Raw genomic sequence first — 21,967 nt, forward strand, 5'->3', positions numbered from 1 at the left:
ACGCAAGCCGCAAAAAGCCGCAAAAGCACGGAAATATGCGGTTGACAGCGCGGCCCGCGCTCGCTAGTGGGCCTGACTTTCCCGCATGCCGGAAAAATCGCCTGCTTCGGCAGGTGACTGGTGCGCGGGTGATTTAGTTTTTTGATTGGATGGAAGACCATGTTCGCAATCGTGCGCACGGGCGGCAAGCAGTATCGCGTCGCCGCTGGAGACAAGATCGCCGTCGAGAAGATCGAGGGTGAAGCCGGTGACACCGTGTCGCTGGGCGACATCCTGCTGGCCGGCGACGGCGGCGAGGTGAAGGATGCCAAGGGCCTCACCGTCTCGGCCGAGATCATCGCGCAGACGCGCGGCGAAAAGGTCATCGTGTTCAAGAAGCGCCGTCGGCACAATTATCGCCGCCGCAATGGCCACCGCCAGTCGCTGACGCTGCTGCGTATCCTCGCCGTCGGCGAAGCCAAAAAGGCCGCGCCGAAGAAGGAAGCCGCGCCGAAGGAAGAGGCTGCTCCGGCCGTCGAAGCCAAGGCTGCACCGGCCCCGGAAGCTCCGAAGAAGGAAGCCGCGCCCAAGAAGGCCGCTGCTCCGAAGACCGAAGCCGCTGCCGAAGCGCCCGCCAAGAAGCCCGCTGCCAAGAAGGCAGCCCCCAAGAAGGAAGCCTGAGCGCGTACCCGCGGCTCGGCCCAAGAATTAAGGAGCATCAGTCATGGCACATAAGAAAGCAGGCGGTTCTTCGCGCAACGGTCGCGACTCAGCCGGCCGTCGCCTTGGCGTGAAGAAGTTCGGTGGTCAGGAAGTGATCGGCGGCAATATTATCGTGCGCCAGCGCGGGACCAAGGTGTACCCGGGCGTCAACGTCGGCATGGGCAAGGACCATACCCTGTTCGCCACCGCCGAGGGCCGTGTGCGATTCCACGACGGCAAGCTCGGCCGCAAATATGTCTCGGTCGACATGATGGCCGAAGCCGCCGAATAAGGACGATCGCCAAAGGGTCGTCCCCAGGGATGACCCGGAGCTGTCCTTTCCGCCACAAGCGGAAACCAGGTTCGAAAAGAGGGAGACGGGTCACCCCCGGTCTCCCTTTTTTCTTGCCCGTTATCCATCACTTGGCAAACGGACGCGAAAATCGGGCCGATCATCTCCCTCGCATCTGGACTGTCGTCAAAGCGTCACCATCTGGCGCCACGGCGACAGGCAATTGGGAGTGAAGAAACATGTTCGCGCGTACCGAAAGACTGTTGCTGCGGCCGGGCTGGATCGAAGATGCCCCCGCGCTGGCGAAGGCGATCGGCGAGGAGAGCGTGGTTCGCAACCTCGCGACCGCGCCTTGGCCCTATCATGAGGCGCAGGCGATGGAGTTCCTCGCCAAGCCGATCAACCCGGCCGAGCCGCGCTTCCTGATCTTCAGCCGCACCGGCGGCGCGCCGCGCCTCGTCGGCGGCTGCGGCATTTCGCCAAGTCCCGCCGACAATCCTGGGGGTCCGCTCGAAATGGGTTACTGGATCGCGCGCCCCTATTGGGGGCTGGGTTTCGCGACCGAGGCGGGACGCCAGCTGGTGCGCATCGCGCGCGCGATGCAGCTGCCCAAGCTTTCGGCGGGCCATTTCCTCGACAATCCGGCGTCGGGCGCGGTGCTGCGCAAGCTGGGTTTCCGGCCGACCGGGCAGGTGGCGAAGCGCTTCAGCCTCGCGCGCGGCGGCGAAGCCGAGTGCGCGCTGTTCGAAGAAGGCGATAGCGACGACGGCGCCGTCACCCCGATGCGCGACCGCATCGGGGTGGAAGAGGATTTTCGCCAGGAGCTGCGGCTGCTGGCGGCGTGATGACCTCCCCTCCCTGAAAGGGAGGGGTGCGAAGACTTGGCAGCTTGCTGCCTAGTCGTAGCGGGGGTGGGTACGCGGGATAGAGCCGAGGCTCGCTACGCTCGCACCCACCCCTAACCCCTCCCTGGAAGGGAGGGGAAAGCCTGATCTACCCCCTCAATTTGCCCGCCATGCCGATGATGTCGTCGAGCGGGTTGCCGTCGCCGTCCAGGTCGAGCAGGCTGCCGAGGCCACCCAGCGCGCCGCCGCCGCTGCCCGCCGCGGGCGCCGCGCCGCCGCCCATCGCGCCGCCGAGCACATTGCCGAGCATGCCGCCCAGCCCGCCGCCGCCTTCACTGCCGCCCTGCTTCGCCATATAGCCCGCGACGAGCATCGCGAGGATCGGCAGCATCTTCTTGAGCGTGCCGGCGTCGATGCCGGTCTTCGCCGCGGCATCGCCCGCGACGCTGCGGCTGACGTCCTTGGTGCCGAAAATCTGGCCGAGCACGTCGTTGCCCTGCTCGACCGGGGTCGGCTGCGGACCGAGCACCGCGTCGAGCAGTCCGCCGCCGCCGAGCTGGCCGAGCAGCCCGCCCAGCCCCTCTAGTCCGGCGGCGCCCCCGCCGCTCGCCTGCGCCTGTTTCTTGAAGCCGCCGAGGATCGCGGGGAGCAGCGCCTCGGCGCCCTGCTTGGCGAGTGCGGGGGGAATGCCGAGGTCCTTGGCCATCGATTCGATGCCGCCGGCCTGGCCCAAGATATCGGTCAGATTCATGATGTTATGCTCCCACTGCGGCGCAGGGATCGAAAGGCGCCGATGGGCGTTATCATAGCAGCGCGCGGGCGGGGGACGAGCCGTTCATTGAGCTGTCATCTCCCGGTGCCCAAGCTTAGTCTGTGGCCGTGCGACTCCGCACCGCCGCATCAATGTGGGAGCATAACGATGGGTATTTTCAGCAAGATCAAGGACGCGATTTTCGGCAAGAAGGCGGAGGCCGCAACGCCTGCTCCCGCCGCCCCCGCGACGACAGCCGCGCCCGCCGCGCCGCAGCCCGTCCCCGCCGCGCCGGTCGCGATCAGCGAGGTCGATGTCGAGGCGATCCTCTCGGCACAGGCCGCGAACGCCGGGCAGGAGCTCAACTGGCGCACCTCGATCGTCGACCTGATGAAGCTGCTCGACATCGACCCGAGCCTCGCCAACCGCAAGGAGCTCGCGACCGAGCTCGGCTATACCGGCGAACTCGACGGCAGCGCCGAGATGAACATCTGGCTGCACAAGGCGGTGATGCGCGAGCTGGCCGCGAACGGCGGCACGGTGCCCGCCGACCTCACCGACTGACCCTTATTTTGCCCTCCCCTTTAGGGGAGGGCAGCGAGACTTGGCAGCTTGCTGCCTGGTCGCAGCGGGTGGGGTCCATCGGCCTTGCGCAAGACCGATGGACCCCACCCCAACCCCTCCCCTGAAGGGGAGGGGCTTTTCTTTTTCCCCGGCCCCTTTTCGTTGACCGCCGCGCGCACCTGCCTAGACAGGTTTCACAAGAAACAAGTCGCGCAAGGGAGCCGCCCGTGTCCAATCCGCTTTCCACCCCCCTGAGCCGCCGCCAGACGCTCGCCGCGCTCGGCGCGGGGACCGCAAGCCTCGCCGTTGCCGGCACCGCGGCCGCCGAGACGATCGTCACGGGGACCCGCACCAGCCCCGCCGACACGCTGCTCCAGTCGATCGCCGACAATCTGCTGGCACAGTCGCCCGAGGGTGCGACCTCGCTCGGCATCGATACCGGCGCGCGCGCCGCCGAACGCGGCAAGCTCGGCGACCGTTCGGCGGCGGGGATGCAGGCGCTCGCCCAAACGCTGAAGACCGACGTCGCGCGCGTCCGCGCCTTCGACAAGACCGGGCTCGACCATAAGACGCGCACCAGCCTGGCGGTGGTCGACAGCGCCTACAGCGTCGCGCTCGACGGCTTCGCTTTGCCCTATGGCGACGTCGCGGTCGGCGGCTGGCGCAACACGCCCTATGTCGTGATCCAGAATGTCGGCGCCTATCTCGACATCCCTAAATTCCTCGACAGCGACCATCCGGTGAAGAGCGCCGCCGACGCCGAGGCCTATCTGTCGCGCCTGGGCGCCTTTCCCGGCGTGCTCGACGGCGAGACCGAGCGGCTCAAGGCCGCGGGCGGCACGGGGCTGATCGCCCCCGCCTTCCTGATCGACAAGGCGGTCAAGCAGATGGAGGCGAGCCTGACCGATGCCAAGGCGGGTGGGTCGATGGTCGAAAGCCTCGTCCGCCGCGCGGGCGAGGCGAAGATCGCGGGCGACTGGGGGGCGCGTTCGGCGAAGATCGTCCAGGGGCCCGTCGCCGCGGCGCTCGAACGCCAGCTCACCGAGTTGAAAGCGCAGCGTCCCAAAGCGACGATGGACGCGGGCCTATGGGCGCGGCCGGGCGGCGACGAATGGTATGCCTGGGGGCTGCGCGCGAGCACCACGACGCGCATGACCCCCGACGAGGTCCATATGATGGGGCGCGAGGAACTTGCCGCGCTGCACGGCCAGATGGACCCGATCCTGCGCAAGATCGGCTACACCGACGGTTCGGTCGGCGACCGGATGAACGCTCTCGCCAAGGACCCCAAATATAAATTCCCCGATAACGACGCGGGGCGCGCCGAGATCGTCGCTTACATCCAGACCTGGCTCGGCAAGATCCGCGCCGAGCTGCCGCGCGCCTTCCGCACGCTGGTGAAGGGCAATGTCGAGGTGAAGCGCTTGCCGCTCGCCGAGGAGCCCGGCGCGCCCGCGGCCTATGGCGGCGCGGGGTCGATCGACGGCAGCATCCCGGGGCGCTTCTGGATCAATTTGCGCACCACCGAACTGCACAGCAAATATTCGCTCCCCGACCTGACGATGCACGAGGCGATCCCGGGGCACGCGTGGCAGGGCGAATATGCGCATGCGATGCCGCTGATCCGCACGATGCTGGCGTTCAACGCCTATAGCGAAGGCTGGGCTTTGTACGCAGAGCAACTCGCCGACGAGCTCGGCCTCTACGACGATTTCGAGGTCGGGCGGCTCGGCTATCTCCAGTCGCTCGCCTTTCGTGCGTGCCGCCTGGTGGTCGACACCGGCCTCCACGCCAAGCGCTGGACGCGCGAGCAGGGGGTCGAATATTTTGTCAGGGAGAATGGCTCGAACCCGCTTGAGGTCGCGAGCGAGGTCGACCGCTATTGCAGCTGGGCCGGGCAGGCGTGCGGCTACAAGGTCGGACACAGCGAGATCGTCCGCCAGCGCGGGCTGGCGCAAAAGGCGCTGGGCGCGAAATACGACCTCAGGGATTTCGACGACGTCGTGGTCAAGGGTGGCAACGTGCCGCTCGACGTGCTGGCGCTGAATGTCGCCGAATATGTCGCGGGGGCGAAGGGGTAATGCGCCGCCTCGCCGCGCTGGCAGCGCTGCCGGCGCTGTTGCTCGCGAGCGGTGCCGGCCGCGCGTCGGACAGCCCGGCGCGCGTCGATATCGTCACCTCCGATGTCGACCGTTTCTTCGCGCTCTACGACGATCCGGTGATCGCGACGCAGCCCGACATACTGGCCGCGCGCTATCTTGCCGAACCGTCGCCCGGGCTCGTCGAATTCATGGCGCTGCGCCGCATCACGCCCGAGCGGCTGGCGACGGCGCTCCGCGACAAGCCGCAGTTGTACAGCGATGCGCGCGGCTGCGCGGCGAAGCTCGGCAATGTCCGCGCCCGCCTCGTCGCAGCGACCGACCGGCTCGCGGCGCTTTACCCCGCGGCCAAATTCCCGCCGATCACCATCGCGATCGGGCGCGGAACGACGGCAGGAACCGCGAACGCCAAAGGACTCTACATCGGGCTCGAAACGCTCTGCATGGCCCGGTTCATGGAAGCCGACGACGAAGACCGGTTCGTGCATGTCATCGCACATGAATATGTCCACGCCCAGCAGCCGCTGGCGCAGGTCGAGAGCCCCGACGACACCGTGCTCCACGCCGCACTCGTCGAAGGCGCGGCCGAGTTCGTCGCCGAGCAGATGACCGGGGCGGTCGCCTATCCCGTCCTGCACGCCTGGGCAGCGGGGCGCGAAATGGAACTCGAGACCGCCTTCCTCGCCGAAAAGGACGGCAAGGCGAACGGGTCGCGCTGGCTGTACAATCAGCAGGGCAGCGACGGCTGGCCGGGCGACCTTGGCTATTGGGTCGGCTATCGCGTCGCCAAGGCGCATTATGCGCGGTCGGCCGACAAAGCCGCGGCGATCCGCGCGATCATCGAGATGAAGGACCCGGCCGCCTTCCTCGCCGAAAGCGGCTGGGTGCCGGGGATGACGCTCTAGGCCGGCAAGGGCATCAGGTCGGGCTCCACAAACCCCCGCCGCGCCTCCACCGAGAACAGCAGCTCGCGGCTGTAGAAGCGCAAGGGCCAGTCGCGGCGGCCGACGTCGGACAGCAGCATCGCGTTGACGCGCGCAGCGAGCCTCGTCTCTTCGGTCTCCGACAGGAAGCGCCGCACCCCCGCGACATAGGCGTGGGTGATGCTGTCGTGGTAGCCCTGCGTGTCGTCGTTCACGCCGCCGACGCTCTCGTTGTAGCGGCTGATTACGCCCGCGATCTCAGCATCGACGTCCACGTCGCAGTGCTCGCTGAGCAGCCAGAGACAGGCGCCGAGGTGCGCTTCGTGCGTCCACGCCTCGCGCGGCAGGGTGCGCGCGAGCAGGCCCTCGCCGATCGCGCGGATTTCATGGTCGCCTGCGAACAGGCGCGGCGAATATTCGGTGGTCATCGGTCCGGTCCTTCCGGGTGAATGAGCACCCGGAAGAGATCCGGGTCAATTATGCCGCGACGGCCGCCTGCGGCGCGGCCTGGCGGACGCCTTCGTCGACATGCTCCGCAAATTGCGCGAAATTGTCGATGAATTGGCCGACCAGCGTTTGCGCGGTGCGGTCATAGGCCGCCTTGTCGGCCCAGGCTTCGCGCGGGTCGAGCAGGCCCGAATCGACGCCGGGCACCGCGACGGGAACCTGGAAGCCGAAATTGGGGTCCTTGCGGAATTCGGCGTCGTTCAGGCTGCCGTCGAGCGCGGCGTTGAGCAGCGCGCGCGTGGCCTTGATCGGCATGCGCTTGATGCCGTCCATCGTCGCCATGCCGCCGGTCCAGCCGGTGTTGACCAGCCAGCACTGGACCCCGCCCTTGGCGATGCGTTCCTTGAGGAGGTTGCCATAGACCGACGGGTGGCGCGGCATGAAGGGCGCGCCGAAGCAGGTCGAGAAGGTCGCCTCGGGCTCGGTCACGCCGATCTCGGTACCCGCGACGCGCGCGGTATAGCCCGAGAGGAAATGATACATCGCCTGGTCGGGGGTCAGCTTCGCGATCGGGGGCAGCACGCCATAGGCATCGGCGGTGAGCATGATCACCGTCTGCGGCACCGGGCCCATATTCTGTTCCGAGGTGTTCGGAATGAAGTCGATCGGATAGCTGCCGCGGCTGTTCTCGGCGAGGCTCGCGTCGTCGAAATCGAGTTCACGCGTCTCGGCATCCATCACGACATTTTCGAGCACCGTGCCGAAGCGCTTGGTGGTCGCGTAAATCTCCGGCTCGGCCTCGGGCGAGAGGCGGATCATCTTGGCGTAGCAGCCGCCCTCGAAATTGAAGACCGCGGTGTCCGACCAGCCATGTTCGTCGTCGCCGATCAGCGTGCGCGAGGCGTCGGCCGACAGCGTCGTCTTGCCCGTGCCGCTGAGCCCGAAGAAGACCGCGGTGTCGCCGTCCGGACCGATGTTTGCCGAGCAGTGCATCGGCATCACGCCCTTTACCGGGAGCAAATAGTTCAGGATGCCGAACACCGACTTCTTCATCTCGCCCGCGTACTGCGTGCCGCCGATCAGGATCAGCTTTTCGCTGAAATTGACCGCAATCACCGTCTCGGTGCGCGTGCCGTGCTTCGCCGGGTCGGCGCGGAAGCTCGGCAGGTCGATGATCGTATATTCGGCCGCGAACGCCGCCAGCTCCGCCGCGGTGGGGCGGCAGAGCAAGGTGCGGATGAACTGGCTGTGCCAGGCGAATTCGGTGACGACCTGCACCGCGACGCGGTGCTCGCCCTGCGAGCCGCCGAACAGCTGCTGGCGATAGAGGCGCGGACGCTCGGCAAGGTGCGCGAGGAAATCGGCCTTGAGCACGGCGAAATGATCGGGGGTCATCGGGACATTGGTCTTGCCCCACCAGATGGTGTCGCGAGTCTCGTCGTCCTGGACGATGAATTTGTCCCTGGCGCTGCGGCCGGTGTGCTTGCCGGTCGCGACGACGAGCGGGCCGTCCTTGGCGAGTCGGCCTTCGCCCTGGCGGACCGCTTCCTCGATCAGCTGCGGCGTGCCCCAGTTTTCGGCCACTTCCGCCGCCGTTTTCACGGTCGTCGAACCGATCACCACATCCGTCATTGCCTTGGCCTTTCCCATATCCCGTGCCCATTCTGCATACCTATGCAACGACTGCCAAGCGAAAGCGCTGGGCCCGCATCTGCATGGGTGCCGACGTCACGTCGATTCCGAAATCGGGGTCGCGTTAGCGAGGTTACAGGATGAGGTCAAAAGATTAAAGGCCGGTGGGCGTGCGGGTGCGGCGCGCGCCGTAAGGGAACCGGTATCAAGCGCGCGATGTTGTGACCGGGCGGCGGATCGGCTAGTTGCCGGGCAGCCCGCCCATATGGAAAGAGCATGACGGCAACCATCGCGCTGGTCGACGACGACCGCAACATCCTGCAATCTTTATCGATCGCGCTCCAGGCCGAGGGCTTCGTCACGCGCGTCTATTCGGACGGCGAGGCGGCGCTGAAGCCGCTGATCGACAATCCGCCCGACCTCGCGGTGTTCGACGTGAAGATGCCGCGCATGGACGGGCTCGAACTGCTGCGGCGCCTCCGCGAAAAAAGCCAGCTGCCCGTCATCTTCCTGACCAGCAAGGACGACGAGATCGACGAGGCGCTGGGCCTCGCGATGGGCGCCGACGATTATATCGCCAAGCCTTTCTCCCAGCGCTTAGTGATCGCGCGCATCCGTGCGATCCTGCGCCGCGTCGAGCTCAACAAAAATGCGCCGGGCGCCGAGGACGAACCCGTCGCCGACCCGATCACCCGCGGGCGCCTGCGCATGGACCCCGCGCGGCACAAGGTCGAATGGGACGGCAAGGACGTCACGCTGACCGTCACCGAATTCCTGATCCTCGAAACGCTGGCGGGCCGCCCGGGCATCGTGCGCAGCCGCAACCAGCTGATGGACGCCGCCTATCAGGACGATGTCTATATCGACGACCGCACCATCGACAGCCACATCAAGCGGCTCAGGCGCAAGTTCCGCGAAGTCGATCCCGATTTCGACGCGATCGCGACGCTCTATGGGGCGGGCTACCGTTTTGCCGACGAAGGCTGATCCCGCGCGCGACGCCGAGGACCAGCCGCTGGTCTGGTCGGCGCGCTGGTCGCTGACCACGCGCATCCTGGCGGTCAACATCGTCGCGATCGCGCTGCTCGCGGGCGGCTTCTTCTATCTCGACACCTATCGCAGCCGGCTGGTCGACACGCGCATCGGGGTGATGGAGGAGCAGCTCGCGATGCTCGACGACGCGCTCGAGGCCGCGCGCCCCGACCAGCGCCAGCGGCTGATCGACGCCTTCACCCGCGCGACCGCGTCGCGGCTGCGCTTCTATGCGACGGGCGGCGCGCGCAGCTACGACAGTTTCGAGCATGGGCCGCCGACCTATACGCTGCGCGACCCCACTATCCAGCCGTGGAAGCGCGACGCCGCGCGCGCGATGGACCGCGGCATCGACTGGATCGTCGGCGCGCCCAATTATCCCGATTTCGAGGAGCCCGAGGTCGACCGCGCTGCCGCCTGGCCCGAGGTCACCCAGACGCTGAAGAGCGGCACGGGCACGACGCGTTTCCGCTACGCCCCCGAACGCACGCCCCTGCTCACCGCGACGCGCGTCGTCGACCTCGACACGCCGCAGGTGATGCTGATGACGCTCAATGCGCGCGACATCACGCGCACGGTGCGCGCCGAGCGCTTCCGCCTCGCGGTGGTCGTCGCGATCGTGCTGCTCGCCTCGGTGCTGCTGTCGCTCTTCCTCGCGCGCACGATCGTGCGGCCGCTGCGCAAGCTCGCGCGCGCCGCGGTGCGCGTGCGACTGGGGCGCGCGCGCGAGGTCGTCGTGCCGCGCCTGCCCAGCCGCCGCGACGAGATCGGCACGCTCGCCCGCGCATTGAGCGACATGACGCAGGCGCTGCGCGAACGCATCGACGCCGGCGAGCATTTCGCCGCCGACGTGACGCACGAGCTCAAGAATCCGATCGCGTCGGTGCGCTCGGCGATCGAGGGGCTGGGGCGCGTCAAGACCGACGAGCAGCGCGCGCAGCTGCTCGCCATCGCCGACGAGGATGTCCGGCGGCTCGACCGGCTGGTCACCGACATCAGCGACGCGAGCCGCATCGACGCGCAATTGTCGCGCACCAGTTTCGAGCCGGTCGACGTCGGGCTGATGATCGAATCGATGCTCGCGGCGCGGGCGGCGCGGGCGGAGGGTAGCGACCCGCCGCAGCCGCGCATCGCCTTCGCGCGCCCGCGCAAGGGCACGACGATGGTCATGGGCGACGGCCACCGGCTGGAACGTGTGATCGACAATGTCATCGACAATGCGATCAGCTTCTCGCCCCCCGGCGGGCTCGTCTGCGTGCGCGCGACGCGGCTGGGCAGCGACGTCCATATCGGGGTCGACGATGACGGCCCCGGCATCGAACCCGCGCAGCGCGACGCCATTTTCCGGCGTTTCCACAGCGAACGCCCCGAGGGCGCCTTCGGCCGCCACAGCGGGCTGGGCCTCGCGATCGCACGCACGATCGTCGAGGGCCACAACGGCCATATCGCCGCGCGCGACCGCGACGACGGCCAGCCGGGGGCGAGCCTGCTGATCACCTTGCCGGCGGCGGAGGGGAATGGCGAGGCGCCTTGATCCGATCCTCCCCTTTGCGCAGCAATGGGGAGGTGGCAGCGCGAAGCGCTGACGGAGGGGTCGACGCCGTCAGGCGTCGGTGCGACCTTTCGACCCCTCCACCACGCCCTGCGGGCGCGGTCCCCCTCCCCATGCCTTCGCGATGGGGAGGATCTGGTCCCCAATCACCTTGCCCCGCCGCTGACACGCCGGTAAGCCTGAGCGCCATGCTGCCGCGCCGGACCGCACTCGATATCGTCAATATCCACGCCAGCTGCGTTGCGGCGGGTAGCCGCGGCATCGTGATTCTCGGCGCGTCGGGACAGGGCAAATCGGACCTCGCGCTCCGCCTGATCGACCGCGGCGCGCGGCTGGTCGCCGACGACCGCTGCGACATCTGGTTCGACCGCGGGCGCCTGTGGTGCCGCCCGCCGGCGAATCTGGCGGGCAAGATGGAGGTGCGCGGCATCGGCATCGTCGACCAGCCCTTCACCGCGCCGGTCCCGCTCGCGCTGGCGGTGCGGCTGACCGAGCGCCCCGAGCGCATGCCCCCCGCGGGCCAGAGCGAGAGTGTCGCGGGGCACGCGCTGCCCGCGCTGCTGCTCGCGGGGTTCGAGGCGTCGGCGCCGATCAAGGTGCTGATGGCGCTCGATCGACTTGGCGACCGGCCGGGCAGCACGGCATGAGCGACGAGGGCCAGCGCCTGCTGCTCGTCACCGGCCTGTCGGGCGCGGGCAAGTCGACGGTGCTTAAAGTGCTCGAGGACCTCGGCTGGGAGGTCGTCGACAACCTGCCCCCCGCGCTGCTCGACGCGCTGCTCGCGGCGCCCGCGGGGCCGGGGCGCGAGGCGCGTCCGCTCGCGATCGGGATCGACAGTCGTAGTAGAGGTTTCAAACCCGCGCCGCTCGTCAAGCGGATGAAGGAACTGCGCGAGGCGGGCGGGCGCGACATCGACACGCTCTTCCTCGACTGCGCCGGTGCCGAGCTCGAACGCCGCTTCTCCGAGACGCGCCGCCGCCACCCGATGGCCGAGGACCGCCCCGCCGCCGACGGCATCGCGCGCGAGCGCGAGACGATGGAGCCGCTCCGCCGCTGGGCGCAGCATGTTATCGACACCACCAATTATTCGAGCAACGACCTGCAGCAGGAGGTACGCCAGCGCTTCGGCGAGGCGGGGACCGACGAACCGGTGCTGAGCGTGCTGAGCTTCGGTTTCGCACGCGGGCTGCCGCGCAACGCCGACCTGGTGTTCGACATGCGCTACCTGCGCAATCCGCATTGGGACCCCAAGCTCAAGCCCGGCACCGGGCTCGACCCCGACGTCGCGGCCTATGTCATGGCCGACCCCGCCTATGCGGCGACGGTGGCGCAGATCGAGGAGCTGCTCCTCGCCCTCCTCCCGCGCTACCGCGCCGAGGGGAAGAGCTATGTCACCATTGCCTTTGGCTGCACCGGCGGGCGCCACCGCTCGGTCCATGTCGCCGAACGTGTTGCCGCCACGCTACGCTCGGCGGGCCATGCACCGACGGTGACCCACCGCAACCTTGACTCCGCCCCGCAAGATGGGCTTGAGGGCAGGCCCCCGTCCGCGTCTCCCGCAACCGGCGGCAAACAAGCATAAGGGTTTCGACTGCATGGGCACGGACAAGGCATTGCCGCTTCTTGGAATGGTGCTCGTCACGCATGGACGGCTGGCCGAGGAAATGGTGACCGCGATGGAGCATGTCGTCGGCCCGCAGCGCGCGATCGCGACGGTGTGCATCGGCCCCAACGACAATATGGAGATGCGGCGCAAGGAAATCGCCGATGCGATCCGCAAGGTCGACGAAGGCCGCGGGGTGATCATGCTGACCGACCTGTTCGGCGGCACGCCGTCGAACCTGGCGATCAGCCTGCTCGAACCCGGGCGCACCGAAGTGATCGCGGGGGTCAATCTGCCGATGCTGATTCGCCTCGAAAGCGCGCGCAAGACCATGGAACTTCGCCCGGCGGTGATCGCCGCGAAAGAGGCGGGGCAGAAATATATCTCCGTCGCGTCCGAAATGCTGGGGGTGGGTCCATGAGCGAAATCAGCGAGACGGTCGAGATCACCAACCAGCGCGGCCTCCACGCGCGCGCAAGCGCCAAATTCGTGACCTTCGTCAGCCGCCTGCCCGAAAGCGTGTCGGTCGAGGTCGAAAAAGGCGGATCGCGGGTCAACGGCACCTCGATCATGGGGCTGATGATGCTCGGCGCGGCGAAGGGCGATTCGATCACGATCCACACGCGCGGCGACGGCGCCGACGCGGCGCTGCTCAAGCTGGTCGGGCTGGTCAAGGACAGCTTTGGCGAGGATTGACGGCATGACCCCGACGGGCCGCCGGTCACGCATCGAGAGTTTTTCCAACCCGCTGGTCAAGCGGATGCGGATGCTGCGCGAAAAGCGGCATCGCCGCGCCGAGGGGTTGTTCCTCGCCGAAGGGCTGCGCATCGCGACCGAAGCGCGCGAGGCGGGGGAGCTGCCGAAATGGCTGTTCCTCGCCGAAGAGGGCGCCGCGCATCCGCTGGCGCAGGCGCTCGTGGCGGCGACGCTGGCAGCGGGCGGCGAGGTGATCGACACCACGCCCGCGATCCTCTCGAAGCTGTCGGGCAAGGAGAATGCGCAGGCGATCGTCGCCATTTACGCCGAGCCGCGGACCGCGCTCGCCGACCTCGACCGCGACGCGGCGCCGATCTGGCTCGTCGCCGAGCGGCTGCGCGACCCGGGCAATCTCGGCACGATGCTGCGCACCGGCGACGCGGTCGGCGCGGGCGGGCTGATCCTGCTCGGCGAGAGCACCGATCCCTATGGTGTCGAGGCGGTGCGCGCGAGCATGGGGGCGATCTTCACGCAAAAGCTGGTGCAGGCCGAATGGGATGATTTCCTGCCCTGGCTGCGCGGCGGCCCGGGGCAGTTGGTCGCAACCTGGCTGGGCGAGGACACGGTCGATTATCAGGCGGTGGCTTATGCCGCGCCGACCTTCGTGCTCGTGGGCAACGAATCGCAGGGCATGCCCGAGGCCTGTGCTGCGGCGGCCGACGTCCGCGTGAAGATGCCGATGATGGGCAAGGCCGACAGCCTGAACGCCGCGGTCGCGGCGGCGGTGATGGCCTATGAGGTGCTGAACCAGCGGCGGCGGGGCTAGCCGTTCAGCGACGCGACATTCGACATCGCATAGTAACAGTGCCCCAGGAAACCTCGTCACCCTGAACTCGTTTCAGGGTCCATGGCCAGAGCCCTCCGCAAGCGCCGCGCTGAACGAGAAGGTCGACCATGGATGCTGAAACGAGTTCGGCATGACGAAGTCAGGAGTTGGTTCGATGGTCCGATTTATTGCGCTGGCCCTGCCCCTAACCCTCGCCGCCTGCGTGCCCACCGCGGAGGCGCCGCAGGCTTCCGGAACGCCGCCCGCGGCGAGCTATTTCGCGCTCGGCACCGAGCCCGGCTGGACGCTCGAGATCAGTCCCGGGCTGCTCAACTACGACGGCGACTATGGCGACACCAAGATCCTCGTCCCCAACCCCGGCGCGCGGCCCGCGTTCAACGGCGAGCGCTACGTCACGCCGCGGCTGACGGTCGACATCACGCACGGCGAGTGCAGCGACGGGATGAGCGACCGCCGCTACCGCGATCAAGTGACGCTGACCGCCGACGGCAAGACGGTGAAGGGCTGCGGCGGCGGCATATTGCCGCCCACCGAACTCGCGGGCACCAACTGGAACTTCGTGTCGATCGGCGGCGTCGCGGTCGCGAAGGATCGGCCGACGTCGCTGGTCTTCGAAGCCGGGAGGCTCAGCGGCAGCGCGGGGTGCAACCGCTTTTCGGGCAGCTATGAACGCGAGGGCGGCACGCTGACCGCGGGGCCGCTGACGGCGACCGAAATGGCGTGCCCCGGGCCGGGCATGACGCAGGAGAACGCCTTCTTCGCGCTGATGCGCGGGCCGGTGAGCCTGGACTTCCCGAGCGACGGCACGCTGATCCTGACCGGCGCCGAGGGGCGCACGGCGGTGCTGAAGCGGGCGATCTAAGAGGCCTGCACATCCCATATCGTCATTCCCGCGAAAGCGGGAATCCAGCCTTCTTGCTTCGCTTGCTGATCGGCGCCGACGGCTGAACCCAAGACCTTTGCGTTCTTTGCGCCTTTGCGTGATTCAAATTTATCTCACGCAAAGGCGCAAGGAACGCAAAGAAGGAAAAAGCTGGATCGCTTGGAGAGTCGCGCGCCTCTCCGGGCCCTCCGCGGGGATGACGGGAATTATTCCCCGTCGTTGACCGCCGCCGGGGCGCTCGCGAGCTTCGCCAGCGGGCGCGCCGATTGTTCGGCCACCGGCAGCGCCGGAATCTCCTTGTCGCCGGTCTCGATATCGAGCGCCTCGAAGCGCCGTGCCTGCGTCAGCACCTGCGATTCGAAGCTGCCGACGAAGGCATTATACGCCCCCGTAGCCTGGTCGAGATTCTTGCCGACGCGCGCGATATGTCCGCCCATCACCGACATGCGCGCGTAGAGTTCCTTGCCGAGCGCCGCGATCTCGTGCGCCTGTCCCGCGAGCTTTTCCTGCCGCCACACCGCCGCGACGGTGCGCGCGATCGCAATGAGGTTGGTCGGGGTCGCGAGCAGCACCTTGCGGTCGAAGGCATAGTCCCAGAGGCCGGCGTCATGGTCGAGCGCGGCGGCGAGGAAATGCTCGCCGGGGACGAACATCACGACATAGTCGGGGGTATCGTCGAACTGGTTCCAGTAACTTTTGGCGCCGAGCGCGTTGACATGCGCCTTCATCGCCGCGGCGTGCGCGGCGAGATGCGCCGCCTTGTCGCTCTCGTCGACCGCGCCGAACGCGTCCTGATAGGCGTTGAGCGAAACCTTGGCGTCGATCACGAGATTCTGCCCGCCGGGCACGCGCACGACGACGTCGGGGCGCAGCCGGCCGCCGTCGCCATCGGCGACGCTGACCTCGGTCTGGAAATCGGCATGTTCACTGAGCCCGCAGCTTTCGAGCACGTTGCGGAGTTGCTGCTCGCCCCAGCGCCCGCGCGCCTTGGGGGCGTTGCGCAGCGCGTTGACCAGCTTCGCCGCTTCGCTCGACACGCGTTCGGTGCCTGCGCGCATCGATTCGATCTGGCCGTGGAGCAGGCCGAAAGCGCTCTGGCGTTCGATCTCGACCTTGCGCACCTCGACTTCATATTTTTCCAGCCGCTCGTGTACCGGCTGGAGCAACGCCTTCAGATTCTGCCCCGCTGTCGTCTCGCTTTCCTTGAAGCGCGCGTCGGCGCGTTCGAGGAACGCCCTTTGCGCCTCGCCGAGCATCGTCTGGCCGACCTCGCGAAACTGGGCAGTCAGCGCCGCCTGCGCGTCCTTGAGCTGCGCGATCTGCGCCTCATGCGCTTCGTCGCGCGCGCGCTGTTCGCTGACCAGCCCTGCGAGTTGCAGGTCTGCCGCCTTGCGCGCCTCGGCCTCGGCCGCGAGATCGGTCACCGCGGTCTTGAACCGCTCGGCGAGCCCGTCGCGCTCGGCCTTGAGGGCCCCCGCCTGCCGCCCCGCGAAGAGCCAGCCGATCAACGCCCCGATGGCGAGGGCGGCAAGGGCGAGCAGAAGCGACAGCATGTCCATGCGTGGAACATAGGACGAACAGCGCCGCCTTGGCTAGCCGCAAAAATCAGAGCAGATCGCTCGCGACGTCGAGTTCGCGCACGCGGCGCTTCTGCCGCGCGGCATCGACCAGCCGGCGCAGCTCCTCGCGCCGTTCGGCCGCGCGCTCGATATAGGGCATGACCAGCGCGCCGCTCCGCGTCGTCTCGTCGGAGGAATCGACGCTGATCGTGCCGATCCCTGCCCATTGGTTGACCAAAGTGAAATCGAGCCGGATGTCCTTGACGCGGTAGAGTTCGACCTCGTCGATGCTCTTCACGAAAATCCCCTTGCGCAGGATCAGCCGGTCCTCGGTCAGCTCGTAGGTGACCATCAGATTGTGGACCCAGATCGCCGCGATGATGATCAAGCCCACCCCGACGAGGCAGAGCGCCAGCGTCAGCCAGCCGAGCAAGGTGCCGCGCAGCCACCCCCAGGTCGAGGAACGGAAGCGGTCGAGGATTTCGGGCATCGCATTCTCCTAGGCTCAAAACTCTGGCGAAAGACCTATAGCAGGTAAATCACCACATAGCGCGCGACCAGCGCGGCGAGCAGCGCGGCGCTCCACCGCGGGCTCCTGACCCACATCGCCGCGACCATCAGCGCGACGAGCACCAGCGTCATGATCCACGCGAGCGGGCGCGCCAGATTGGCGGCGAGGTCGGGCTGCGCGAGATAATAGCCGAGCTGCGCGGCGAGCAGGACGAGCAGCAGCCCGAGGACGATCCGCCGGATGCGGAAATAATGGACGTCGAGATCGGCAAAACCCTCGGGGTGCGAAGGGAAGACCAGCCGCGCGGCGAGGAAATAGAGGCTCGCGAAGGCGGCGACCGCCATCAGCGTGGTGTTCGACACCGCGATATCATCGCGCGCGACCCACGCCGCGCTCCAGAAGGACAGGAGGTCGAGCATCACGAAGACCGCGAGCAGCGGGGTCAGCCAGCCGATCGTGAACCGCGCGCTTGTCGCCTCGGCCGCGAAACGCGCCTCGATCGCACGCCCTAGCCCGCCGAGCAGCTCGACCATCGAGAGGCCGAGCAGCAGGCTGTAGAGCGCGAAGACGAACTCGAAATCGCTCATGCGGCCTTCCATTCGGCGGGCAGGATCGCACGATAGGCGGCGAGGTCGGCCGCGCCGCCTATCGTCATGCCTTCCTTGAGCATCCAGTAATGGCGCACGATCTCGGCCTGCTGTTCGAGCCCGTAGCGGTAGAGCGGCCAGCCGGGCTTGAGGCTGTAGTCATAGGTCGCGAAGGGGTGGCGCATCAGGACGAGGTACCAGCGGCCGCGCTGCTGCGCCTGCCACACATGCGTCATTTCGTGGATAAACAGCCCCTTGGCTTGCAGCTCGTCCTTCGCGGGGCAGGAAAAATCGTCGCAATAGACGTCGCCCTTCGGGTGGAAGTGCAGATGCCCCATCGGCGCCATCACGATCTGCCGCGGCTGGAAGAAGACCCATTTGCGGCGGCGCACGCGCACCGCTTCATAGTCGATCGCATCGCCGAAGACGCTCCGCGCGAGCGCAACCTCGCCTTCGGTCAGCCGGCGCCCCTCGCGATCCCCGCCCCTCGCCATATCCGGCTTATTTCTTCGCCGCGTCCGCCGGCTCACCATGCCCCATCGCGGCATGGTCCATCGCGGCGGGCGCGGTCGCGGCGCTGCCGTCGGCGCCCGCGGCCGACGCCTGCTTGATCGGCATGTCGAACAGGATGCGCTCATTGTTGTTGTTGGTGAAGACGAAGGCCATCGGCAGCTTGCCCGCGCGCACCGCGGCGGGGTTGATGTTCCAGATCATCAGATGCTTGCCCCCCTGCTTGAAGATCAGCTCGCCCTTGGCGGGGACATCGGCGCGGAACAGCGGCTTCATCGTCACCACGCCATTTTCCTTGACGCTTTCGTGCATCTCGACGCGCTGCGCGAGGTCGGCGGTCACCGCGACCAGTTCGACCGGCACCGGGCCGCCCTCGACGCGGAAATAGCCGACGGCGGGGCGGTCGGGGGTCGCGCCCATCACGATATGGCCGCTGACGACGTTGAGCGGCTGGCCCTTGCCCAGGTTTTCCTCGCATGCGGTCAGTGACAGTGCGGTCCCGGCGAGCGCGGCGCCGAGGAACAGGCGGGAGGCGAAGGGCTTCATGGCATCAGTCTCCGTAAAAGGCGTGATTTTCCTGTTCCCGATAAGCCCAATGAGTCCTTGTGCCAAGGATTAGCGCACCTATATCGCCCCCATAAACCCATGGACGGCGTGCCTTTTCAGGGCGCCAAAGAAGCAACAAGGACGTATATTCAATGGCAAAAGTGATCGGGATCGACCTCGGCACCACGAACAGCTGTGTCGCGGTGATGGAAGGCGGCAAACCCAAGGTTATCGAAAATGTCGAAGGCACGCGCACCACGCCCTCGATCGTCGCCTTCGCCAAGGACGGCGAGCGCCTGATCGGCCAGCCGGCGAAGCGCCAGGCGGTCACCAATCCCGAAAACACCATCTTTGCGGTGAAGCGCCTGATCGGCCGCCGCTTCGACGATCCCATGACCAGGAAGGACATGGAACTCGTCCCCTATACCATCGCCAAGGGCGCCAACGGCGACGCTTGGGTCAAGGCGGGCGGCGAGGATTATTCGCCGTCGCAGATCAGCGCCTATATCCTTCAGAAGATGAAGGAAACCGCCGAAGCCTATCTGGGCGAAAAGGTCGAGCAGGCAGTGATCACCGTCCCCGCCTATTTCAACGACGCGCAGCGCCAGGCGACCAAGGACGCAGGCAAGATCGCGGGCCTCGAAGTGCTGCGCATCATCAACGAGCCGACCGCGGCGGCGCTCGCCTATGGCCTCGACAAGACCGAGAACAAGACGATCGCGGTCTATGACCTTGGCGGCGGCACGTTCGACATCTCGATCCTCGAGGTCGGCGACGGCGTGTTCGAGGTGAAGTCGACCAACGGCGACACCTTCCTCGGCGGCGAGGATTTCGACAGCAAGATCGTCGAATATCTCGCCGACGGCTTCAAGAAGGACGAAGGCATCGATCTTCGCGGCGACAAGCTCGCCCTCCAGCGCTTGAAGGAAGCCGCCGAAAAGGCGAAGATCGAGCTTTCGTCGGCCGCGACGACCGAGGTCAACCTGCCCTTCATCACTGCCGACGCCAACGGGCCGAAGCACCTCGTCAAGACGATCACCCGCTCGGACCTCGAAAAGCTGGTCGAAGAGCTGGTCAAGCGCACGCTTGAGCCCTGCAAGAAGGCGATCAAGGACGCCGGCGTCAGCGCCGCCGAGATCGACGAAGTCGTGCTCGTCGGCGGCATGACGCGCATGCCGCGCGTCCGCGAAGTCGTGAAGGACTTCTTCGGCAAGGAACCGCACACCGGCGTGAACCCCGACGAGGTCGTCGCGATCGGCGCCGCGATCCAGGCGGGCGTGCTGCAGGGCGACGTCAAGGACGTGCTGCTGCTCGACGTCACCCCGCTGAGCCTCGGCATCGAGACGCTGGGCGGCGTGTTCACGCGCATGATCGACCGCAACACCACCATCCCGACCAAGAAGAGCCAAGTCTATTCGACCGCCGACGACAATCAGTCGGCGGTGACGATCCGCGTGTTCCAGGGTGAACGCGAAATGGCCGCCGATAACAAAGCGCTGGGCCAGTTTGACCTGGTCGGCATCCCGCCGGCGCCGCGCGGCGTGCCGCAGATCGAGGTGACCTTCGATATCGACGCCAACGGCATCGTGTCGGTCCACGCCAAGGACAAGGGCACGGGCAAGGAGCAGCAGATCAAGATCCAGGCCTCGGGCGGGCTCAGCGACGCCGACATCGACCAGATGGTCAAGGACGCCGAGCAGTTCGCCGAAGAGGACAAGAAGCGCCGCGAGGCGGCCGAGGCGAAGAACAACGCCGAAAGCCTGATCCACTCGACCGAAAGCCAGCTCCGCGAGCATGGCGACAAGGTCGACGAGGCGCTGAAGTCCGAGATCGAGGCGGCGGTTGCCGAAGCCAAGACCGCGGTCGAGGGCGGCGATCCCGCCGCGATGACCGAAAAAGCCCAGGCGCTCGCGCAGGTCGCGATGAAGCTGGGCCAGGCGATCTACGAGAAGGAACAGCAGGCCGCGGCGTCCCCCAGCGCCGACGAAGCCGGCGAAGCCAAGGCCGACGAAGATGTCGTCGATGCCGAATTCTCGGAAGTCGAAGACGACAAGAAGTAAAGGGCTATCCCCTCATGCCGTTCGTGCTGAGCTCGTCGAAGCACCGTCCTTCCTCTTCCGCCGCGAAGAAAGGACGGCTCTTCGACAGGCTCAGGGCAAACGGATATGAGAGGCAAGGCTAGGGGCCGATAAGATTATGTCGCTCGACATCGATTATTACGAACTGCTCGAAGTCGAGCGCACGGCCGACGACGCGGCGCTGAAGGCGAGCTATCGCAAGCTCGCGATGAAATACCACCCCGACAAGAATCCGGGATGCGGCGACAGCGAAGCACGCTTCAAGGCGATCAGCGAGGCCTATGATTGCCTCAAGGACCCCCAGAAGCGCGCGGCCTACGACCGCTTCGGAAAAGCGGGCGTCAACGGCGCGGGCGGCTTCGGCGGCGGAAACGCCGATTTCGGCGATATCGGCGACATCTTTGAATCGATCTTCGGCTCGGCCTTCGGCGGCGGACGCCAGCAGCGCGGCCCCGCGCGCGGCGCCGACCTGCGCTACGACATGGAGATAAGGCTCGAGGACGCCTTCACCGGCGTGACGCGCGAGATCCAGGTCGACGTCGCCGCGCGCTGCGATACGTGCGACGGATCGGGCGCCAAGCCCGGCACCTCGACCCACCGCTGCACCACCTGCGCCGGCCACGGCAAGGTCCGCGCGCAGCAGGGCTTCTTCATGATCGAGCGCACCTGCCCGCAGTGCCAGGGGTCGGGCGAAGTCATCGCCGACCCTTGCAATAGCTGCCATGGCGAGGGCCGCGTCGACCGGCGCAAGACGCTGACCGTCAACATCCCCGCCGGGGTCGACGAGGGCACGCGCATCCGCCTGTCGGGCGAGGGCGAGAGCGGCGCGCGCGGTGCGGCGCCGGGCGACCTCTATATCTTCCTCCACATGGCACGGCACAAATTGTTCGAGCGCGAGGGCACGACGCTGTTCACGCGCGCGCCGATCAGCTTCACCACCGCGGCGCTCGGCGGCTGCATCACCATCCCCGGGCTCGACGGCGAGAAGCACGAGATCAGCATCCCCGCGGGTCTCCAGTCGGGCAAGCAGCTCCGCCAGCGCGGCGCGGGCATGCCGGTGCTCAACGGCCGCGGCCATGGCGACCTCGTCATCCAGGTCGACGTCGAGACGCCGACCAGGCTGAGCGCGCGCCAGAAGGAATTGCTTGCCGAGTTTCGCGAGACCGAGACCGGCGACGAATGCCCCGCGAGCCAGGGCTTCTTCTCGAAGATCAAGGATATGTGGGACGATCTGACGGACTAGCTTCTCCCTCTCCCCTTGCGGGGGTGCGGACTTGGCGGCTTGCCGCCTAGTCGAAGCTGGGTGAGGGGTCGCGGCCCAGAGGACCG

Annotated in this window: 24 protein-coding genes; 16 read left to right on the forward strand and 8 right to left on the reverse strand. The window is 67.2% G+C overall.

Features of this window, described 5'->3' with window-relative positions; all coding sequences use genetic code 11:
- Window positions 1-159: 159 nt before the first annotated feature.
- The 3 genes from rplU (at window position 160) to AC1RNQ_RS02500 (ending at window position 1,818) form a co-directional block, all read left to right on the forward strand.
- Window positions 160-660, forward strand: coding sequence for a 50S ribosomal protein L21 (gene rplU, locus AC1RNQ_RS02490; protein ID WP_493168656.1), 501 nt, complete (start codon window positions 160-162; stop codon window positions 658-660).
- Between the two features lie 43 nt (window positions 661-703).
- On the forward strand, window positions 704-973 hold the full coding sequence (gene rpmA / locus AC1RNQ_RS02495) for a 50S ribosomal protein L27 (RefSeq protein ID WP_493168658.1): 270 nt from the start codon (window positions 704-706) through the stop codon (window positions 971-973).
- Window positions 974-1,212: 239 nt separating this feature from the next.
- Window positions 1,213-1,818, forward strand: a complete 606-nt coding sequence (locus AC1RNQ_RS02500; protein WP_493168659.1) for a GNAT family N-acetyltransferase — start codon at window positions 1,213-1,215, stop codon at window positions 1,816-1,818.
- A gap of 148 nt (window positions 1,819-1,966) precedes the next feature.
- Here the strand turns inward: AC1RNQ_RS02500 and AC1RNQ_RS02505 are convergent, their stop codons facing one another.
- Window positions 1,967-2,569 (reverse strand): DUF937 domain-containing protein, encoded by a 603-nt coding sequence (locus AC1RNQ_RS02505; RefSeq protein WP_493168660.1) that lies wholly within the window; start codon window positions 2,567-2,569, stop codon window positions 1,967-1,969.
- 168 nt (window positions 2,570-2,737) lie between these two features.
- On the opposite strand from AC1RNQ_RS02505, the gene AC1RNQ_RS02510 reads away from it, so the two are divergent.
- The 3 genes from AC1RNQ_RS02510 (at window position 2,738) to AC1RNQ_RS02520 (ending at window position 6,137) form a co-directional block, all read left to right on the forward strand.
- Window positions 2,738-3,133, forward strand: a complete 396-nt coding sequence (locus AC1RNQ_RS02510; RefSeq protein WP_493168662.1) for a DUF3597 domain-containing protein — start codon at window positions 2,738-2,740, stop codon at window positions 3,131-3,133.
- A 227-nt stretch (window positions 3,134-3,360) separates the two neighbouring features.
- Entirely contained in the window at window positions 3,361-5,214 is a 1,854-nt protein-coding gene (locus tag AC1RNQ_RS02515; RefSeq protein WP_493168664.1) for a DUF885 domain-containing protein, read from the forward strand.
- The gene (locus AC1RNQ_RS02520) at window positions 5,214-6,137 is read left to right on the forward strand and encodes a DUF2268 domain-containing putative Zn-dependent protease (RefSeq protein WP_493168665.1); all 924 of its coding nucleotides are present in this window, start codon (window positions 5,214-5,216) and stop codon (window positions 6,135-6,137) included. The genes AC1RNQ_RS02515 and AC1RNQ_RS02520 overlap by 1 nt, the downstream gene beginning before the upstream one ends.
- Here the strand turns inward: AC1RNQ_RS02520 and AC1RNQ_RS02525 are convergent.
- Complete coding sequence (locus AC1RNQ_RS02525) at window positions 6,134-6,583, reverse strand: hypothetical protein (RefSeq protein WP_493168667.1); 450 nt, start codon at window positions 6,581-6,583, stop codon at window positions 6,134-6,136. The two genes, AC1RNQ_RS02520 and AC1RNQ_RS02525, sit on opposite strands and share 4 nt — an antisense overlap.
- A gap of 49 nt (window positions 6,584-6,632) precedes the next feature.
- On the reverse strand, window positions 6,633-8,234 hold the full coding sequence (locus tag AC1RNQ_RS02530; protein WP_493168668.1) for a phosphoenolpyruvate carboxykinase: 1,602 nt from the start codon (window positions 8,232-8,234) through the stop codon (window positions 6,633-6,635).
- A 276-nt stretch (window positions 8,235-8,510) separates the two neighbouring features.
- Between AC1RNQ_RS02530 and AC1RNQ_RS02535 the strand changes: the two genes are divergently transcribed.
- From AC1RNQ_RS02535 to AC1RNQ_RS02570, 8 genes are all read left to right on the forward strand, one after another.
- A complete protein-coding gene (locus AC1RNQ_RS02535; protein WP_493168670.1) occupies window positions 8,511-9,221 on the forward strand; it encodes a response regulator in 711 nt (236 codons plus the stop codon).
- Entirely contained in the window at window positions 9,187-10,800 is a 1,614-nt protein-coding gene (locus AC1RNQ_RS02540; RefSeq protein ID WP_493168672.1) for a sensor histidine kinase, read from the forward strand. The genes AC1RNQ_RS02535 and AC1RNQ_RS02540 overlap by 35 nt, the downstream gene beginning before the upstream one ends.
- Before the next feature lie 206 nt (window positions 10,801-11,006).
- Window positions 11,007-11,465, forward strand: a complete 459-nt coding sequence (locus AC1RNQ_RS02545; RefSeq protein ID WP_493168673.1) for an HPr kinase/phosphorylase — start codon at window positions 11,007-11,009, stop codon at window positions 11,463-11,465.
- Window positions 11,462-12,400, forward strand: coding sequence for an RNase adapter RapZ (rapZ, locus tag AC1RNQ_RS02550; RefSeq protein WP_493168674.1), 939 nt, complete (start codon window positions 11,462-11,464; stop codon window positions 12,398-12,400). The genes AC1RNQ_RS02545 and rapZ overlap by 4 nt, the downstream gene beginning before the upstream one ends.
- Window positions 12,401-12,413: 13 nt before the next feature.
- Window positions 12,414-12,842, forward strand: a complete 429-nt coding sequence (locus tag AC1RNQ_RS02555; protein WP_493168676.1) for a PTS sugar transporter subunit IIA — start codon at window positions 12,414-12,416, stop codon at window positions 12,840-12,842.
- On the forward strand, window positions 12,839-13,117 hold the full coding sequence (locus AC1RNQ_RS02560) for an HPr family phosphocarrier protein (protein ID WP_179493804.1): 279 nt from the start codon (window positions 12,839-12,841) through the stop codon (window positions 13,115-13,117). The genes AC1RNQ_RS02555 and AC1RNQ_RS02560 overlap by 4 nt, the downstream gene beginning before the upstream one ends.
- A gap of 4 nt (window positions 13,118-13,121) precedes the next feature.
- Window positions 13,122-13,943, forward strand: a complete 822-nt coding sequence (locus AC1RNQ_RS02565; protein WP_493168677.1) for a TrmH family RNA methyltransferase — start codon at window positions 13,122-13,124, stop codon at window positions 13,941-13,943.
- 175 nt (window positions 13,944-14,118) lie between these two features.
- The gene (locus AC1RNQ_RS02570) at window positions 14,119-14,826 is read left to right on the forward strand and encodes an META domain-containing protein (protein ID WP_493168678.1); all 708 of its coding nucleotides are present in this window, start codon (window positions 14,119-14,121) and stop codon (window positions 14,824-14,826) included.
- A 227-nt stretch (window positions 14,827-15,053) separates the two neighbouring features.
- Here the strand turns inward: AC1RNQ_RS02570 and AC1RNQ_RS02575 are convergent, their stop codons facing one another.
- Genes AC1RNQ_RS02575 through AC1RNQ_RS02595 form a run of 5 tightly spaced genes read right to left on the reverse strand, consistent with a single transcriptional unit; the run spans window position 15,054 to window position 18,560 of the window.
- Window positions 15,054-16,406, reverse strand: a complete 1,353-nt coding sequence (locus AC1RNQ_RS02575; RefSeq protein ID WP_493168680.1) for a DNA recombination protein RmuC — start codon at window positions 16,404-16,406, stop codon at window positions 15,054-15,056.
- 46 nt (window positions 16,407-16,452) lie between these two features.
- Window positions 16,453-16,896: a PH domain-containing protein gene (locus AC1RNQ_RS02580; RefSeq protein ID WP_493168681.1), complete on the reverse strand. Its 444-nt coding sequence runs from the start codon at window positions 16,894-16,896 to the stop codon at window positions 16,453-16,455.
- 35 nt (window positions 16,897-16,931) lie between these two features.
- On the reverse strand, window positions 16,932-17,504 hold the full coding sequence (locus AC1RNQ_RS02585; protein ID WP_493168682.1) for a hypothetical protein: 573 nt from the start codon (window positions 17,502-17,504) through the stop codon (window positions 16,932-16,934).
- Window positions 17,501-17,998 (reverse strand): vgr related protein, encoded by a 498-nt coding sequence (locus AC1RNQ_RS02590; protein ID WP_493168684.1) that lies wholly within the window; start codon window positions 17,996-17,998, stop codon window positions 17,501-17,503. The genes AC1RNQ_RS02585 and AC1RNQ_RS02590 overlap by 4 nt, the downstream gene beginning before the upstream one ends.
- A gap of 7 nt (window positions 17,999-18,005) precedes the next feature.
- Window positions 18,006-18,560, reverse strand: coding sequence for a copper chaperone PCu(A)C (locus tag AC1RNQ_RS02595; protein ID WP_493168685.1), 555 nt, complete (start codon window positions 18,558-18,560; stop codon window positions 18,006-18,008).
- A 152-nt stretch (window positions 18,561-18,712) separates the two neighbouring features.
- On the opposite strand from AC1RNQ_RS02595, the gene dnaK reads away from it, so the two are divergent.
- Window positions 18,713-20,620, forward strand: a complete 1,908-nt coding sequence (dnaK, locus tag AC1RNQ_RS02600) for a molecular chaperone DnaK (RefSeq protein ID WP_493168686.1) — start codon at window positions 18,713-18,715, stop codon at window positions 20,618-20,620.
- 136 nt (window positions 20,621-20,756) lie between these two features.
- A complete protein-coding gene (gene dnaJ / locus AC1RNQ_RS02605) occupies window positions 20,757-21,881 on the forward strand; it encodes a molecular chaperone DnaJ (protein ID WP_493168688.1) in 1,125 nt (374 codons plus the stop codon).
- Window positions 21,882-21,967 lie beyond the last annotated feature (86 nt).

This window comes from Sphingopyxis sp. GW821-FHT12F08, assembly GCF_058806755.1.

Excerpts from the sequence above, each read along its gene's own strand:
- AC1RNQ_RS02510 (WP_493168662.1), top strand. The coding sequence starts at position 2,738 with ATGGGTATTTTCAGCAAGATCAAGGACGCGATTTTCGGCAAGAAGGCG.
- AC1RNQ_RS02590 (WP_493168684.1), bottom strand. The coding sequence starts at position 17,998 with ATGGCGAGGGGCGGGGATCGCGAGGGGCGCCGGCTGACCGAAGGCGAG.
- AC1RNQ_RS02560 (WP_179493804.1), top strand. The coding sequence starts at position 12,839 with ATGAGCGAAATCAGCGAGACGGTCGAGATCACCAACCAGCGCGGCCTC.
- dnaK (WP_493168686.1), top strand. The coding sequence starts at position 18,713 with ATGGCAAAAGTGATCGGGATCGACCTCGGCACCACGAACAGCTGTGTC.
- AC1RNQ_RS02570 (WP_493168678.1), top strand. The coding sequence starts at position 14,119 with ATGGTCCGATTTATTGCGCTGGCCCTGCCCCTAACCCTCGCCGCCTGC.
- rapZ (WP_493168674.1), top strand. The coding sequence starts at position 11,462 with ATGAGCGACGAGGGCCAGCGCCTGCTGCTCGTCACCGGCCTGTCGGGC.
- AC1RNQ_RS02530 (WP_493168668.1), bottom strand. The coding sequence starts at position 8,234 with ATGACGGATGTGGTGATCGGTTCGACGACCGTGAAAACGGCGGCGGAA.
- dnaJ (WP_493168688.1), top strand. The coding sequence starts at position 20,757 with ATGTCGCTCGACATCGATTATTACGAACTGCTCGAAGTCGAGCGCACG.
- AC1RNQ_RS02535 (WP_493168670.1), top strand. The coding sequence starts at position 8,511 with ATGACGGCAACCATCGCGCTGGTCGACGACGACCGCAACATCCTGCAA.
- AC1RNQ_RS02555 (WP_493168676.1), top strand. The coding sequence starts at position 12,414 with ATGGGCACGGACAAGGCATTGCCGCTTCTTGGAATGGTGCTCGTCACG.
- AC1RNQ_RS02585 (WP_493168682.1), bottom strand. The coding sequence starts at position 17,504 with ATGAGCGATTTCGAGTTCGTCTTCGCGCTCTACAGCCTGCTGCTCGGC.
- AC1RNQ_RS02540 (WP_493168672.1), top strand. The coding sequence starts at position 9,187 with ATGGGGCGGGCTACCGTTTTGCCGACGAAGGCTGATCCCGCGCGCGAC.
- AC1RNQ_RS02580 (WP_493168681.1), bottom strand. The coding sequence starts at position 16,896 with ATGCCCGAAATCCTCGACCGCTTCCGTTCCTCGACCTGGGGGTGGCTG.
- AC1RNQ_RS02505 (WP_493168660.1), bottom strand. The coding sequence starts at position 2,569 with ATGAATCTGACCGATATCTTGGGCCAGGCCGGCGGCATCGAATCGATG.
- AC1RNQ_RS02500 (WP_493168659.1), top strand. The coding sequence starts at position 1,213 with ATGTTCGCGCGTACCGAAAGACTGTTGCTGCGGCCGGGCTGGATCGAA.
- AC1RNQ_RS02525 (WP_493168667.1), bottom strand. The coding sequence starts at position 6,583 with ATGACCACCGAATATTCGCCGCGCCTGTTCGCAGGCGACCATGAAATC.
- AC1RNQ_RS02565 (WP_493168677.1), top strand. The coding sequence starts at position 13,122 with ATGACCCCGACGGGCCGCCGGTCACGCATCGAGAGTTTTTCCAACCCG.
- rpmA (WP_493168658.1), top strand. The coding sequence starts at position 704 with ATGGCACATAAGAAAGCAGGCGGTTCTTCGCGCAACGGTCGCGACTCA.
- AC1RNQ_RS02520 (WP_493168665.1), top strand. The coding sequence starts at position 5,214 with ATGCGCCGCCTCGCCGCGCTGGCAGCGCTGCCGGCGCTGTTGCTCGCG.
- rplU (WP_493168656.1), top strand. The coding sequence starts at position 160 with ATGTTCGCAATCGTGCGCACGGGCGGCAAGCAGTATCGCGTCGCCGCT.
- AC1RNQ_RS02595 (WP_493168685.1), bottom strand. The coding sequence starts at position 18,560 with ATGAAGCCCTTCGCCTCCCGCCTGTTCCTCGGCGCCGCGCTCGCCGGG.
- AC1RNQ_RS02575 (WP_493168680.1), bottom strand. The coding sequence starts at position 16,406 with ATGGACATGCTGTCGCTTCTGCTCGCCCTTGCCGCCCTCGCCATCGGG.
- AC1RNQ_RS02545 (WP_493168673.1), top strand. The coding sequence starts at position 11,007 with ATGCTGCCGCGCCGGACCGCACTCGATATCGTCAATATCCACGCCAGC.